Genomic DNA, 13,929 nt, shown 5'->3' on the forward strand with positions numbered 1-13,929 from the left:
TTCCCCGTCCCAAATTAAAAATCCCCTGTCCCTTTTCATGTTCCGTTCCTTTTCAGAAAGGAGTACCGACATGCCCAGGAAACCAAGGCAAGAAAGCAGCACTGAGTTTTATCATATAACCAGCCGCGGCATTAACAAATTTCCTATTTTTTCAAAAAATCTAGAGCGTTCCCGATTTCTAAATATTGTTCATGATTCCATCAGCCAATACAACATTAAAATATTTGCATATTGCGTTATGTCAAATCATTTTCACTTGCTAATGCGAGCTCCTATTGAAGAACTGTCAGCCTTTATGGCCAGAATTCTTTCAGTTTATGCTGTATATTACAATCAAAAACATAATCGTGTTGGTTACGTCTTTGACGGCCGTTTTCGAAGTCAATGCATCGAGGATGAATCCTATTTTTTTAACTGCCTTCGGTACATTCACCTGAATCCCGTAAAAGCAAATATGTGCAAATCTATTGAAAATTACCGCTACAGTAGTTTTAAAGAATATGCTTCACCATCTTCGGCAGGCATCATTCATCCAATAGCTTTTGAAATCATCAATAATCATTTTGAATCTCTTGAGCACTTCAAATCTTTCCATTCAGTTTTCACCGATAAAGTATTTATTGATCTCCCCGAAGATGAATTGCTTCAGCGCAAAATAATTGCCACTTCACTACTACATAACATGCAGCAAGATCTTGACATCCCAGCAGTAGAAATTCTGGACAATATCCCATCCAGGAAAATGTTCGACACCATCATAAAAAACTTTTTTAATATTTCCATGCAACAGGCAGAAAATATTCGCAAACTTATACAATCAGAATTAAAGCAAAAGGGACAAAGCTAATTGTAAAAAGGGACAGGGGATTTTTAATTTGGGACGGGGAATTTTTAAAAATCCTCCGTCCCCCTCAAAAATGTGGTATTATAATTAGGATGTTGATAATTGGAGGATAATATTGTGGATAACTGTTATATTCATTTACCTGATAATGTTCATAAAATTATTGCTACTTTGCAGGCGCATGGCCATGAAGCCTATGCGGTCGGTGGTTGCGTCCGTGACTCTATCCTCGGGCGGACTCCCGGTGACTGGGACATCACTACCTCGGCTATGCCTGAAGAAACGAAAGCACTGTTTGACAAGACGTTTGACACCGGTATCGAGCATGGCACGGTTACCGTCCTTCTGGGCAAAGTAGGGTATGAAGTTACAACTTATCGAATTGATGGGAAATATGAAGACAGCCGCCACCCAAGCGAGGTCACTTTTACCCGAAACCTGCGAGATGACTTGCTGCGACGGGATTTTACGATCAACGCAATGGCGTATAATGAGAAAGACGGACTGGTTGATATTTTTGGCGGCCTGAATGACTTAAATGCAAAAACGATTCGTTGTGTAGGCAATGCCAAAGAACGTTTCTCTGAAGACGCTCTGCGTATCCTGCGTGGAATCCGGTTTGCCGCACAGCTGGGTTTTCAGATTGAAGACGAAACCCGCCGGGGAATGAGTGAGCTGGCTCCTACATTACAGAATATCAGTGCAGAACGCATCCAGGTAGAACTGATTAAGATGATCACTTCTGACAGGCCGGAACTTCTTCGGGAAGCTTACGTACTTGGGCTTACAAAAGTATTTCTCCCAGAGTTTGATGAAATCATGTGTACGACACAAGAGACACCGCATCATATGTATACCGTAGGGGAACATACGCTTCATGCAATGTCAAATGTGCGGGCAGATAAGATTCTCCGTTTAACAATGCTTCTGCATGACATGGGTAAGCCCGCGTTAAAGACCATAGACGAGAAAGGAACGGCACATTTTAAAAAACACGCCGTCGAAAGTGAACGTATTGCAAGGACGGTATTAAAAAGGCTAAAATTTGACAATGATACTTTGAATAAAGTTACGAAGCTGGTGTTCTATCATGATTACCGGATGCCCGCAACCGCCAGGAATGTGCGGCGTGCTATGAACACCATCGGCGAAGATTTATTTCCTTACTATATGGAAGTACGGCGTGCGGATGTCATGGCACAGAGTATGTACCTGCGGGATGAGAAAATAAAGAATCTGGACGAAATCGAAAAAATATATGGGGACATCATTTCTGCGGGTCAGTGCGTCTCATTAAAGGACCTTGCTGTCACAGGCCGGGATCTGATCGCCGCCGGCATTACTCCCGGAAAGGAGATCGGCGAAAAGCTGAATCAGTTACTGGATCTTGTCATCGATAATCCTTCATTGAACACAAAGGAAACACTTTTAAAATACTTATAGCTTATTCTTTTTTCTATTTCACGAATAACAAATAGTTTACAGAAATAGTGAAAACAACGGCAATGTAATAATAGACAAAAAAGTAGATACGAAGATTACCTGTGATGCCAGTCTGGAATCTTTGTTGTATTTGTCAGCAAGGATCGCTGTCGTTCCGGCCATCGGCATGGCTGAAAGAAGAACCGTCACATCCATGACCAGAACATCCACTTGTAATGCCGCTAATATGCCCAATGTCAAAAGAGGATATACAATCAGGCGTATCAGAGAAAAATACAGTACGGAGAGATCGAAAAATTGCTGAACTCTAGATTCTTCCAACATTGCTCCAATCACAATCATAGAGATCGGAACCATACATTTACTGATTTCGGTAAGTGTATTATCGATAAAGCCCGGAAGATCAACCGGAATTAACATAAATAACATGCCTATAACAATTGCAACAATACAAGGATGTTTCAGCAATTTTTTATAGGCATCTTTTTTATTTACATCCGTAAACAATGCCAAACCTGAAGACCACATTGTGACACGAACCGGGATTTGAAAAATTGAAGTATATAAAACTCCCAACGCACCATATAAACTATCAATGACCGGAATCCCGATAAAACTGGAATTCGAAACAATCAATCCATATGTAAATATCGTTTTCTTATCTCCCTCATATCGCAGAAAAAAAAAGTGACCCACAAGGATACTAAACGTTTGGATGCCGAGAGATATTGCGAACACCGTCACACAATTATCAAAGAAATCTGCCGATATCGGAATATCCTCTCTGAACGATTGAATAATATTACATGGAAGAATCAGATTAACAGTAAAATCTGAGAGACATTTCTTCCCCGCCTCTGAAATAACTCCTATTTTTTTCATTATAATTCCTATTAAAATGAGGAAAAACAAATTCAACTGTAATTGAATCATCTGCGAAAAAAAAATCATTCTGCCCACCTCTTTGTCGTATTAATGCGCCAAAGAGGGGACGGGGAATTTTTAAAAATCCCCCGTCCCCTCTTTTCCACGTTACTGTGTTACTGTTCTTGATACGTTTACTTTTGTTCTTTCTTCCCGGTCGAAGTATTTTTTTGTCTCTTCTACAACAACTTTTCGAAGTCCGAGTAATGCAATCAGATTTGGAATAATCATTAATGCGTTTGTAATGTCTGCCATCAGCCATATTGGTTCCAGTGTCAGGAATGGTGCCGCTGCAATTGCAGCTATGTATACCACCTTGAATAATTTGATACTTTTTGTACTTCCGGTCAGATACAGAATGCATCGTTCTCCATAGTAATTCCATCCAAGAATAGTGGTAAACGAGAAGAAGATGATTCCGACTGCTACCATATACATACCGATATTGAATGGAAGTCCGGAATTATATGCCTGTGTTACCAGTACACTTCCACTTAAAGTTGATTGCTCCAGAAGCCCACTTGAGATTATGACCAAACCTGTCATAGAACAGGTTACAATTGTTGTGAAAAATACGCTGGTCATGGAGATTAGTCCCTGTTTTACGCAGGAATCTGTCTTAGCAGCTGCCGCTACGATTGGAGAACTGCCAAGACCTGCCTCATTTGTGTATACGCCTCTTGCAACTCCGGTACGCATTGCTGTCATGAATGAGATTATTGCAGTTCCCGTCGCTCCTCCAATTGCAGACTCTTTGGAAAATGCGCAGGAAAAGATCTCTGCAAATGCTGCTGGCAGCGCTTTGTAATTCCATGCAAGAATCACAAAGGATCCTCCAATGAAGAAAATTGCCATAAACGGAACGACAAACTGAGCAACTTTTGATATAGATTTAATTCCTCCCAATGTAACAACTGCGGTTAATACTGTAACAACAATTCCTATCACGATTACAGGGATGTGAAAAGACGTACTTACAGATTCCGTAATTGCATTTACCTGCGGAAATGTTCCACATCCCAGAAGTGCTGTTACAACTCCGAAAAATGCAAACAACTTTGCAAGCCAGCGGAATTTTTCCCCCATACCATTCTGAATATAGTACATCGGGCCTCCTGCAATCTCGCCATTTTCATCTTTTACACGGAATTTAACTGCAAGAAGTGCTTCTGCGTATTTTGTTGTCATTCCAAGCAATGCTGACATCCACATCCAGAACATAGCCCCCGGCCCTCCTATCCGGAGTGCCGTTGCCACACCTACGATACTGCCAGTTCCGATATCTGCCGCCAATGTTGTGCATAAAGTTGCAAATGGAGAGACGTCCCCTGCACCTTCTTCTTTTTCAAAAATACTTTTTAATGCTTTCGGGAATTTAAAAAGCTGAATTCCCTTTAATTTAAATGTAAAATATAAGCCGGTTCCCATAAGAAGTATTAATGTCGGCGGTCCCCAGATAAATGTCTGGATTTTTTCCAGCAGTACCATAAATGTGTCCATTGTATTCTTCCTCCCAGTATATTACGCGTCTAGCCTAATTATTGTATTTTTCAACATCCAACTCTTTTTCTTTTGCATTTACAATTACATTTACTGCGGCATCTCCGATTACGTTCAACGGAAGCAATGCCATTTCAACCGGACGGTTAATTGCAACTACAAGCGCATAACCAATCATACACAGATCTGTCGTCCATCCCATACCAGATAATACCGTAAAGATCATTGTCGTTCCGGCAATCGGAATTGCAGGTGTTCCGGCAGCAGCACAAATTGACAGGAATGCCATAACTGCCATATTTGCAGGTGTTACATCAAAACCAGCACAAGTAGCGATAAATGTTACCGCAAACATATGCATAACGGTTGTACCATTCATATTGATCGTCATACCTGTCGGAAGAACAAAACTTGTTACTTCTTCGCTACATCCAAGTTCATCAATACAGGTTCTTGTATTTAACGGCAGGCATGCTGCAGAAGAGTTTGTTGAGAATCCAAATACTCCCACTTTTGCAATCTTCTTTAAAAACTTAATTGGATTCTGTTTGGTTGTAATCCAGATTCCCAACGGATACAGAGTTACAACAAGGGCAAACAGGGTCAGCATTGCAGATACTACATATGCTGCTGCCGGTACCAGATACTCTACACCGTAGATTGCAAATGTTCTGGAAATCAGGCAGAAAATTGCAACCGGGCCTACTTTATTGATCAGGAATGTCAGATACATCTGAATCACTTCGTTGGCACTTTCAAATACTTTTTTCAATGGATCTGCTTTTTCCCCAAGCTGATTCATACAAAGTACAAAGCCCGATGATAATCGCAACAACTACAACTGCAAGAATACTGTTATTCGTGCTGAACGCTCCGGTGATATTGGAAGGAACAGCATTTACAATTACTGCAAGTGGGTTAAATGCATCAATGGTTGCGGCTTCCGTAACTGCTTCACTGGGCAGTGTAACATTGAAAAATCCGAGACTCTTAACTGCATATGCTACTACACATCCAAGAAATGCTCCACATACATAAAATCCGAAGAATCCTGCAAGTGTACGGCCTGCGATACGTCCAAGTTTTGTGGAATTAGAGATGCTGCACATTGCGAGACTTAAAGACACAAGTACCAATGGTACAATTGCGAGCTGAAGTCCTCTCATAAAAATCTGTCCGACTATATAGAAAATACCGACAGCTCCCACACCTTCTTCTACTGTAATATCCTGAAACAGAATCTTATTGATCCATGCCCATGCCGCCTCATTTCCGGAAGACATCAGATGTTCTCTCAGCATCAGGAATGCTATTCCGACTATAAGACCTCCAACCAGAGCAATCATCATCTTTTTTACTACAGTCATTGGTTGTTTTTTTGTAGCTTCTTTACTCATTTCCCTTTTCTCCTTTATCGTTCACTTATTAAAAAAAGGCTAAAAAGAGCACCGGAACAAATCAAAACCACTGATTCGACCCATTTATTATTCATTGATTTGTCCCGATGCTCCTGCCTTATTTCCCTATAGATGCCTGATTGCGATTCCTTCTTTTTCAAAAGTATCACGAATCTTTTTCACAAATGCCAGCGCTTTTGGTCCGTCACCATGTACGCAAAGTGTATCGCCTTTAATATCAAGTTCTTTTCCGTTTATAGATGTTACCTTGCCTTCTTTAATCATGCGTACACATCTTGCAATCGCTACATCTTCATCCGTAATCATGGAACCTTCCATCTTTCTTGGAACAAGTGAAAGATCATCCATGTAAGCACGGTCTGCGAATATCTCACATGCAGTCCGAAGTCCCTGACTTTCTGCGATTTCTCCAAGAACAGCACCTGCACAATAATAGATCATCAGATCTTTATCAAATTCCTTTACCGCTTCAACGATTGCAGTTGATATTTCTTCATCATACTGGCACTGATTTCCCATTGCTCCATGAGGAGCCACATGCTGAAGCTTCATTCCATAGCTCTGGGCAAATGCTGCTAAAGCACCAATCTGATATTTCACATAATTCTTGACTTCTGCCGGAGTCAACACCATCTTTCTTCTTCCAAATCCCATAAGATCCGGATATCCAGGATGTGCTCCTACCATAACTCCCCGTTCTTTTGCCATGCGTACAACTTTATCCATAACCATCGGATCACCGGCATGCCATCCACACGCCACATTCGCTGTTGTCACATACTGAATGATGTCTTCATCTCCACCAAGTCTGTATGCGCCAAAGCTTTCACCCATATCGCTGTTCAAGTCAACACTGTACATGTTTGTGTTCTCCTTTCTGTTCCCCCAAAAACAAAGGGTTTTATTTATTTACTACGTTCTGTACGGCTCCATCCACATAAGCTTTCAGATTATCAACCGCAATATCCATCAGTCTTTGGCGGGATTCTTTCGGTGCCCATGCAATGTGCGGTGTCAGAATTACATTTTTTGCTCCGATCAATGGATTATCCATCTGAATTGGCTCTGTTGATACCACATCCAGTGCGGCTCCTGCAACCTTGCCACTGTCCAGTGCATCTCTCAGATCCTGTTCCACAATCAACGGCCCTCTGGAATCATTGATGATCATGACACCATCTTTCATCTTAGCAATAGAATCTTTGTTGATAATTCCTTCCGTAGATGGGAATAACGGACAATGCAGTGAGATTACATCGGACTCTGCAAGCAGTGTATCCAGATCTGCATAGTGACAGGTCTCACTTTCCAGCTCCGGTTTTCTGAATGAATCATACGCAAGAACCTTCATACCAAGCGCCTGTGCGATTCGTCCGGTATCTTGACCGATTCGTCCAAAACCGATGATACCCATGGTTTTTCCTGCAAGCTCTACCAATGGATATTTCCAGAAACACCAGTCAGCATTATTGGTCCATTCTCCGGCTTTTACCGCATCAGAATGTGCTCCGATATGATGGCAAAGTTCCAAAAGCAGTGCAATCGCGAACTGTGATACAGCAGCTGTTCCGTAAGTAGGAATATTGGATACCGGAATTCCTTTTTCTTTGGCTGCTTCAATGTCAACGATATTATATCCCGTTGCCAGAACGCCGATAAATTTCACACTCGGACATGCATCCAGAGTTTCTTTTGTAATCGGAGTTTTGTTGGTGTATACTACCTCTGCATCCCCGATACGTTCCACAACATCTTCTGCCTTTGTACGATCATATACCGTCACATCACCATATGCTTCCATTCCTTCCCAGCTGATATCTCCGGGATTTAAGGTGTAACCATCTAATACTACGATTTTCATGTTCATTTCCTCCATTTTAAATATTCTTTTTATTTCATGACATTTTCTTGTTTTATTCTTCCTGTTAATTTCCAAATCTTTGTTCCAACGCTTCCAACTGCCTGCGTCTGCGTATGTACAGTTTTTGTGCCACATCAATGCTGACCCGGATAAATCTGACCCTGTACCCCGGAACGCTCTGTGCGAGCTTCGGAAGATCTACCGAGATTACGGTTCCGATCTTCGCATATCCTCCGGTACTCTGTCTGTCCGCCAACATGATGATCGGCTGACCGTTTGACGGCACCTGAATAGAACCAAATGCAATTCCGTCCGTAATAATGTTGCCGTCTCCTTTATGTTTTAATGGCTCATCGCGTTTCAATCTGCAACCCATACGATCAAATTCATTCGTGATTTCTGCACCATACCAGAAGAATTTTCGTAATTCTCTTTCTGAAAATTCACCGTCCTGTGGTCCGATCACTACCCGCAGGGTCAATTCCTTTTTGGGAAATGTCTCTGGCACAAGCTTTCGAATCTCCATATTCGCGAGCTCACTCTTTGGATCCAAAAAACCTATAACATCCCCTTTTTCCAGCTTCCTTCCATGGACACCACCCAGTTTATTTCTCATTAATGTAGATTTACTTCCCATAACAAGCGGAATGTCCAGTCCTCCGGCAAACGCCACATATGTCCGGCATCCACTTCCATTCACAAACCCAAAAGAAAGTGTGTCACCTGCATGAATCAATACTGCCTGATACATCGGCACGGGTTCTTTATTGATCGTCGGAGACATATCCGCACCTGTGATGGCAATCACATTATCTTTTTCAAACCGAATTGTGGCCCCGGAGAACGTCATCTCAAGACCCCCTTCGCTTCGTTTATTCCCTACCAGAATATTTGCCAGGTAAAACGATTGTGTATCCATAGGACCTGCCGGTGATACACCGAACTGCTGATAACCGAATCGTCCTTCATCCTGTACGGTGGTCTGTACCCCTGGATTTTCTACTACAATCCCCATTATTTCACCACCTTTTCATACGTTTTCAACCGATAAGTTCCTCTTTCAACATCTTTTCGGATAAGTTCATATTCTCTTTTTGTAATCGGAATAAATTTTACCCACTCTCCGGCTCTCACAAGAAATGGATCTTCTTTTGAATAGTCACATATTGTAAGAGGCGTCATACCCAGAATATTCCATCCGCAAGGCTGATCAAAAGGGATTAAATTGGACTGGTATAACTGTGCCACGATGGATCGCCCGGGAATATGTACTCTTGGAGATTCTCTTCTCTTGAAATGAAACGGCTCTTCGAATCTTGACATATATGCATGTCCCGGAGCAAATCCCAACATGTATGCAAGATATTCATGTTCTGAATGCATCCGGATCAGTTCCTGTGTGGAAATGTTTTCAAACGCTGCACAATCCTCAAGATCCGGTCCAAATTCTCCGCCGTAGCAGATCGGAACCTCTTTGACAGTTCCCGACTGTCCCTCAACATTTTCCATATGCTGCATCTGCACCTGTATTCTTGCCTTTAACTCCTCATATCTGATTACATCCGGTCTGTAATGGATCATCAATGATACATAGGTTGGGACCATTTCTGTAACTCCTTCAATCGGATTCCTGGTCAATTCCTGATAAAGCATTCTCACCAGCTGATTGACTTCCAGGCTGATCTCATCTCCCATCTGAACCGAGATCGCCGCATCTCCGACAAGTAAGAATTTTGCCTCCATCAGACGTCCTCCTTTCATGTTCAAAGGTTTTTGTGAACATTTACTAATTTTTTCTGTGATATCTTTGATTGATTGACTAAAGTATAACACAAGGTTTTTATTAAATAAAATAAATTATTTTGCTATAATATATTAACTTTTTTTATTATTAACCCAGATATCCCCAGTCTTTATCCCGCAAATAAGCCTCCAGACGTTCTTCAAACACCTGGACTGAACGAAGCGTTGCTTCATTCGGATATTTATGTTTAATCATATAGGTAATACGCTTTGGAGGTTTTGTCTTATTGGCAATCTCACTGACCGTTACCGGCCGCAGCTTCTGAATCCTCTCTGCAACGGTAATCGGTGCAATCGCCCACATATTTTCCTTGGAAAGCAGGTGAAATAATAATTCAAATGTATCAACCTGAAAACGAGGGCGCACTCCCTTTGTTACCCACTGATCATGCCAAATCTGATAATCTGCCTCCCAGCTGAGAAATATTTCTCGACTTAAATCCAATTCATCGGTATGGATAAATTCTCTTTGAACCGCTGCATTTTCTGATTGAATAATATACATCTTCTCCTCCAGAATTGGATTCGCAACCGTATTTTTAAAATGAAGATGATGATGCACAAATCCAAGATCAATATCATGATTCTCCAGATATTGATAGATTTCTGACGAATAATGTGTCTTGACTTTCAGATTCATAATCTGTTCTTCTTCATCCAGCATACTTCTATATAAGTCATACATCATGGCACTGTTCAGAGTATCCGTACACCCAATCGTCAGATACAGTTTCTGCCTGTTGTCCTTTAATGCCTGCATTTCCTGCCACACAGAGATCCATCGTTCTGCAATCGGAATGAATTCCTCTCCCTGCATCGTCAGTTCAATCTGTTTATATCCTTTTTTTCTGGTAAGAAGTTTTACCCCCAGTTCTTCTTCCAGAGATTTCAGTCTGTGACTGACCGTTGGCTGTGACAAAAACAGATTTTCCGCTGTCTTTGTAATATTTTTTGTTTTCACAATCATTAAAAATGTTTCTATTTCCGATAAATTCATCTTTCTCCTCCAAATATAAATTTTTTTAATATTATACAACAAAATTATTCATTTCTCAATTCTATTTCTTCGTGCTATGATAAAAACCAAGAAGAAAAGAAAAAACGTCCAAACAAGGAGGATGCATTATGGATACGAAAAATGGATTATTATTTTCTGATGAATATCAGAGAAGTTTAAAAGAACAATTTTGTTATGCGGACGACGATCCGAAATATGGTTCCCGTCTCTTTTTTGAAAACTCCGGAGGTTCTCTGAGATTAAAAAAAGCAGTAGAAGTAAAAGCTGCCGTAGAAGAATTTCCAGACTGCCCGGAACGTGTACGTGGAAGAGGATATGAATTATCACACTACGTAAGTGACGGAACAAAAGAAATCCTGGAGATCGTATTCGGAGCCAAAAGTGGTGCTTTGATCACGGAGTTATCTGCTTCTCAGACGATGTTCCATGCAGTGGGCACAATTATGGAAGGTGCCGGATGGGGAAAGAACGCAGTTACCTCTTCACTGGAACATCCATCTGCTCATGATGCCGTAGAATATTACTGTGAAAAGACAGGACGTGAATTCCGTGTCGTTCCTGCCAACAAGACAACCGGTGGAATTGACCCGGATGAAGTCATGAAATATGTAGACAAGGATACCGTACTGTTAAGTATTATGGCTGCATCAAATATTTCCGGAAATATCATGGATATCAAAGAAATTGCCCGCCGCGCAAAAGAGATCAATCCAGATATTTATATTGTAAGCGATGCTGTACAGCATGCACCTCATGCTGTTATTGATGTAGAAGACTGGGGCGTAGACGTGGCAAACTTTGCACCTTATAAATTCTTCGGTGTACGTGGATGCGGATTCGCATATGTATCTGACCGGGTTGCAGTTATGTCTCACCGCAAACTGACTCACAAACCAGCAAATGTATGGGCGCTTGGAACCCCTACACCGGGAAACTTTGCCGCTATGATGGCTGTCATTGATTATGTATGTGAGATTGGAAAGCATTTCAGCGACAGTACAGACAGACGTGCTTTATACGTAGAAGGAATGCATCGGATCCACCTTCAGGAACGTGCGCTTCTCTATCGTATGCTGGAAGGAACCAATGAAGTACCGGGACTTCGTCATATCAAAAATGTAGAAGTATATGTGGATATGGAAGATCTGACATATAAAGACCTGATCGTTGCAATGGGTATTAAAGGCATTGAATATGCAGAGTGCTCTCAGAAATATTTAGAGCATGGTGTAACTATCTTTGAACGTCTCAAGAGCAGTCCGTATTCTCAGAGAATCGTAGAATCTCTTGGACTTGAAGGCGCTCTCCGTGTATCTCCTCTCCATTGTCACGGAACAGACGATATTGATCGATTCCTTCGTATCACCAAAGAAATTGCTGAAAGCGTATAATCTCAGATTATACTGTCTCCATATTAATTCCTCTCAAAGAAATTCCCCAGAAAAAGAATCGGCATAAGCCGATTCTTTTTCTGTTTGAATCATTGACTTTTTATACGACACCGAAACTTCAGACTCAGCGCCTGCTTCGGACATGTTTCCGTGCATTTTCCGCAGCGGATGCATTCCGCGGAATCCGGATGTTTTACCGGATCCACATCCATTGGACAGTTTGCGCTGCACATCCCGCAGGAAATGCACCGCTCTTTGTCGATTTCCATATGATACAGGCTGATTTTATTCAGCAACCCATAGATTGCCCCCAGAGGGCACATCACTTTACAGAAAAACCGACAGACCATCAGACACCCGATCAACGTTACAATCAATATGCACATTTTAAATGAAAATAATGTCCCCAGCATACTGCGTAATTCCGGATGTGTTCCAAGAAGCGGAATCCCGCCTTCCAGCGTCCCTACCGGACAGATATATTCACAGAAAGCAGGTTCTCCCATCCCCACTATATTTGTATTTACAACCGGAAGCACCAGTACAAATACCAGAAGCATCAGGTATTTCACGTAAGTAAATCCCTTCCACAGTTTTTTCTTAGGAAATGGCATCTTATAGAGCAATTCCTGAATCAGGCCAAACGGGCATACGAATCCACAAACAGCTCTTCCGAATATCACACCGAGCGCCAGCACAAATCCCATTACATAAAAGCTGAACCGAAACTGTATCGATCCGCTCACTGCCTGCATCGCACCGATCGGACAGGACAGACGCGCAGCCGGGCAAGAATAACAGTTCATTCCCGGATTACAGAACTGCTTCCACTCCCCTTTGTATATCCGGCCATTGATAAAATTACCAAGATAAGTGTTTGAATAACCAAACGCTGCAATCTGAATTATTTTTCTTCTTACTTCCTGACGTATTTTCATCCATTTACCTCTAACTGATCTTATCCCAATCCGATACATTCCAGGCAGATATTGACTGCTTTATTCAGAACCATGGAGACTTCTCCCCGGTATATTCCATATGCAAGCATTCCAAACGCTGCCACCAGAATAAATATCTGCATGACCCGGAAGATCTGTCTCCTGTTTTTATTCATTCATATACTCCTCAACAAATGCTTTATATCCATCTACATCAGCTCCAACAATCGGATCTCCGACGATATTGCCTTCCTTATCTACAAAAATTGTTGTCGGAACGCCGATCAGCTCATAGATGATATCATCAAATTCTCCGGCTGCCACCAGATTCTGATATCCCGCACCGGTCTGCTCTGCAAGCTGACATGCTAACGCATATTGATCCGACTCTTCTGACTCCACATCCACAACAATGCCTATGATCTGAACATTGTCCGGCATCTCTTCTGCCCATTCCCCCAGCTCCGGTAATTCACTGATACATGGGCTGCAATAAGTTGCCCAGAAGTTTACAACCGTCAGATCTGCCTGTGAAAACACATTATTTGCAGCAACATTCCCCTGTAGATCGATCGTGGAAAATTCCGGCATTGCTTTCGGGAACCCGGAAGAGGTACTCTCCTTCGTCTCCTCTTCCGTCGAATCTGTCACAGTCTGCACTTCTTTCAATTCCTCTGTATCATCTGTTTCCTTCGAACTGCAGGCACTAAGTGTCATACACATTGCAGCAATCAATAAACAAAAAGCTACTTTTTTCCTATTCATTTCAGATATTTTCTCCTTAACTTT

General features: G+C 41.8%; 15 protein-coding genes. 3 read left to right on the top strand and 12 right to left on the bottom strand.

The genetic code is table 11. The annotated features are described in order from the left end of the window. The first annotated feature begins 70 nt into the window (after window positions 1-70). Complete coding sequence (locus ABE547_RS07480) at window positions 71-847, top strand: transposase (RefSeq protein WP_347378187.1); 777 nt, start codon at window positions 71-73, stop codon at window positions 845-847. 114 nt (window positions 848-961) lie between these two features. Beyond that, complete coding sequence (locus ABE547_RS07485; protein WP_347378188.1) at window positions 962-2,287, top strand: CCA tRNA nucleotidyltransferase; 1,326 nt, start codon at window positions 962-964, stop codon at window positions 2,285-2,287. A 36-nt stretch (window positions 2,288-2,323) separates the two neighbouring features. Here the strand turns inward: ABE547_RS07485 and ABE547_RS07490 are convergent, their stop codons facing one another. The 9 genes from ABE547_RS07490 to ABE547_RS07530 all read right to left on the bottom strand — a co-directional run bounded on the left by ABE547_RS07490 (window position 2,324) and on the right by ABE547_RS07530 (window position 10,790). Further along, a complete protein-coding gene (locus tag ABE547_RS07490; protein ID WP_347378189.1) occupies window positions 2,324-3,238 on the bottom strand; it encodes an AEC family transporter in 915 nt (304 codons plus the stop codon). Window positions 3,239-3,319: 81 nt separating this feature from the next. Continuing rightward, on the bottom strand, window positions 3,320-4,711 hold the full coding sequence (locus ABE547_RS07495) for a sodium:alanine symporter family protein (protein WP_347378190.1): 1,392 nt from the start codon (window positions 4,709-4,711) through the stop codon (window positions 3,320-3,322). Between the two features lie 34 nt (window positions 4,712-4,745). Further along, window positions 4,746-5,483, bottom strand: coding sequence for a cation:dicarboxylase symporter family transporter (locus ABE547_RS07500; RefSeq protein ID WP_347378191.1), 738 nt, complete (start codon window positions 5,481-5,483; stop codon window positions 4,746-4,748). After that, complete coding sequence (locus ABE547_RS07505) at window positions 5,467-6,108, bottom strand: cation:dicarboxylase symporter family transporter (RefSeq protein ID WP_347378192.1); 642 nt, start codon at window positions 6,106-6,108, stop codon at window positions 5,467-5,469. Before ABE547_RS07505 ends, ABE547_RS07500 begins: the two co-directional genes overlap by 17 nt. Window positions 6,109-6,234: 126 nt before the next feature. Beyond that, window positions 6,235-6,990, bottom strand: coding sequence for a 5-oxoprolinase subunit PxpA (locus ABE547_RS07510; protein ID WP_347378193.1), 756 nt, complete (start codon window positions 6,988-6,990; stop codon window positions 6,235-6,237). Between the two features lie 40 nt (window positions 6,991-7,030). Next, window positions 7,031-7,990 carry a D-2-hydroxyacid dehydrogenase gene (locus tag ABE547_RS07515; RefSeq protein ID WP_347378194.1) on the bottom strand — a complete coding sequence of 320 codons (960 nt, stop codon included), beginning with the start codon at window positions 7,988-7,990 and terminating at the stop codon, window positions 7,031-7,033. A gap of 64 nt (window positions 7,991-8,054) precedes the next feature. Next, window positions 8,055-9,005 (bottom strand): biotin-dependent carboxyltransferase family protein, encoded by a 951-nt coding sequence (locus tag ABE547_RS07520; RefSeq protein ID WP_347378195.1) that lies wholly within the window; start codon window positions 9,003-9,005, stop codon window positions 8,055-8,057. Further along, window positions 9,005-9,733, bottom strand: a complete 729-nt coding sequence (gene pxpB / locus ABE547_RS07525; protein WP_347378196.1) for a 5-oxoprolinase subunit PxpB — start codon at window positions 9,731-9,733, stop codon at window positions 9,005-9,007. The genes ABE547_RS07520 and pxpB overlap by 1 nt, the downstream gene beginning before the upstream one ends. Window positions 9,734-9,881: 148 nt before the next feature. Next, a complete protein-coding gene (locus tag ABE547_RS07530; RefSeq protein WP_347378197.1) occupies window positions 9,882-10,790 on the bottom strand; it encodes a LysR family transcriptional regulator in 909 nt (302 codons plus the stop codon). A 128-nt stretch (window positions 10,791-10,918) separates the two neighbouring features. On the opposite strand from ABE547_RS07530, the gene ABE547_RS07535 reads away from it, so the two are divergent. Then, window positions 10,919-12,202, top strand: a complete 1,284-nt coding sequence (locus ABE547_RS07535; protein WP_347378198.1) for an aminotransferase class V-fold PLP-dependent enzyme — start codon at window positions 10,919-10,921, stop codon at window positions 12,200-12,202. A gap of 89 nt (window positions 12,203-12,291) precedes the next feature. On the opposite strand, the gene ABE547_RS07540 is transcribed toward ABE547_RS07535, so the two are convergent. Genes ABE547_RS07540 through ABE547_RS07550 form a run of 3 tightly spaced genes read right to left on the bottom strand, consistent with a single transcriptional unit; the run spans window position 12,292 to window position 13,905 of the window. After that, window positions 12,292-13,140 (bottom strand): 4Fe-4S binding protein, encoded by an 849-nt coding sequence (locus ABE547_RS07540; protein ID WP_347378199.1) that lies wholly within the window; start codon window positions 13,138-13,140, stop codon window positions 12,292-12,294. A 20-nt stretch (window positions 13,141-13,160) separates the two neighbouring features. Further along, complete coding sequence (locus tag ABE547_RS07545) at window positions 13,161-13,316, bottom strand: CD1871A family CXXC motif-containing protein (protein ID WP_347378200.1); 156 nt, start codon at window positions 13,314-13,316, stop codon at window positions 13,161-13,163. Then, complete coding sequence (locus ABE547_RS07550; protein ID WP_347378201.1) at window positions 13,309-13,905, bottom strand: TlpA disulfide reductase family protein; 597 nt, start codon at window positions 13,903-13,905, stop codon at window positions 13,309-13,311. Before ABE547_RS07550 ends, ABE547_RS07545 begins: the two co-directional genes overlap by 8 nt. Between the last annotated feature and the right edge of the window lie 24 nt (window positions 13,906-13,929).

It is taken from the genome of Dorea sp. YH-dor226 (assembly GCF_039832105.1).
Lineage (GTDB): Bacteria > Bacillota > Clostridia > Lachnospirales > Lachnospiraceae > Dorea_A.

Bases quoted from the DNA above. Each gene is read 5' to 3' on its own strand.
- pxpB (WP_347378196.1), bottom strand. From the start codon at position 9,733: ATGGAGGCAAAATTCTTACTTGTCGGAGATGCGGCGATCTCGGTTCAG.
- ABE547_RS07505 (WP_347378192.1), bottom strand. From the start codon at position 6,108: ATGAGTAAAGAAGCTACAAAAAAACAACCAATGACTGTAGTAAAAAAG.
- ABE547_RS07545 (WP_347378200.1), bottom strand. From the start codon at position 13,316: ATGAATAAAAACAGGAGACAGATCTTCCGGGTCATGCAGATATTTATT.
- ABE547_RS07535 (WP_347378198.1), top strand. From the start codon at position 10,919: ATGGATACGAAAAATGGATTATTATTTTCTGATGAATATCAGAGAAGT.
- ABE547_RS07550 (WP_347378201.1), bottom strand. From the start codon at position 13,905: ATGAATAGGAAAAAAGTAGCTTTTTGTTTATTGATTGCTGCAATGTGT.
- ABE547_RS07510 (WP_347378193.1), bottom strand. From the start codon at position 6,990: ATGTACAGTGTTGACTTGAACAGCGATATGGGTGAAAGCTTTGGCGCA.
- ABE547_RS07520 (WP_347378195.1), bottom strand. From the start codon at position 9,005: ATGGGGATTGTAGTAGAAAATCCAGGGGTACAGACCACCGTACAGGAT.
- ABE547_RS07540 (WP_347378199.1), bottom strand. From the start codon at position 13,140: ATGAAAATACGTCAGGAAGTAAGAAGAAAAATAATTCAGATTGCAGCG.
- ABE547_RS07495 (WP_347378190.1), bottom strand. From the start codon at position 4,711: ATGGACACATTTATGGTACTGCTGGAAAAAATCCAGACATTTATCTGG.
- ABE547_RS07490 (WP_347378189.1), bottom strand. From the start codon at position 3,238: ATGATTTTTTTTTCGCAGATGATTCAATTACAGTTGAATTTGTTTTTC.
- ABE547_RS07515 (WP_347378194.1), bottom strand. From the start codon at position 7,990: ATGAAAATCGTAGTATTAGATGGTTACACCTTAAATCCCGGAGATATC.
- ABE547_RS07530 (WP_347378197.1), bottom strand. From the start codon at position 10,790: ATGAATTTATCGGAAATAGAAACATTTTTAATGATTGTGAAAACAAAA.
- ABE547_RS07480 (WP_347378187.1), top strand. From the start codon at position 71: ATGCCCAGGAAACCAAGGCAAGAAAGCAGCACTGAGTTTTATCATATA.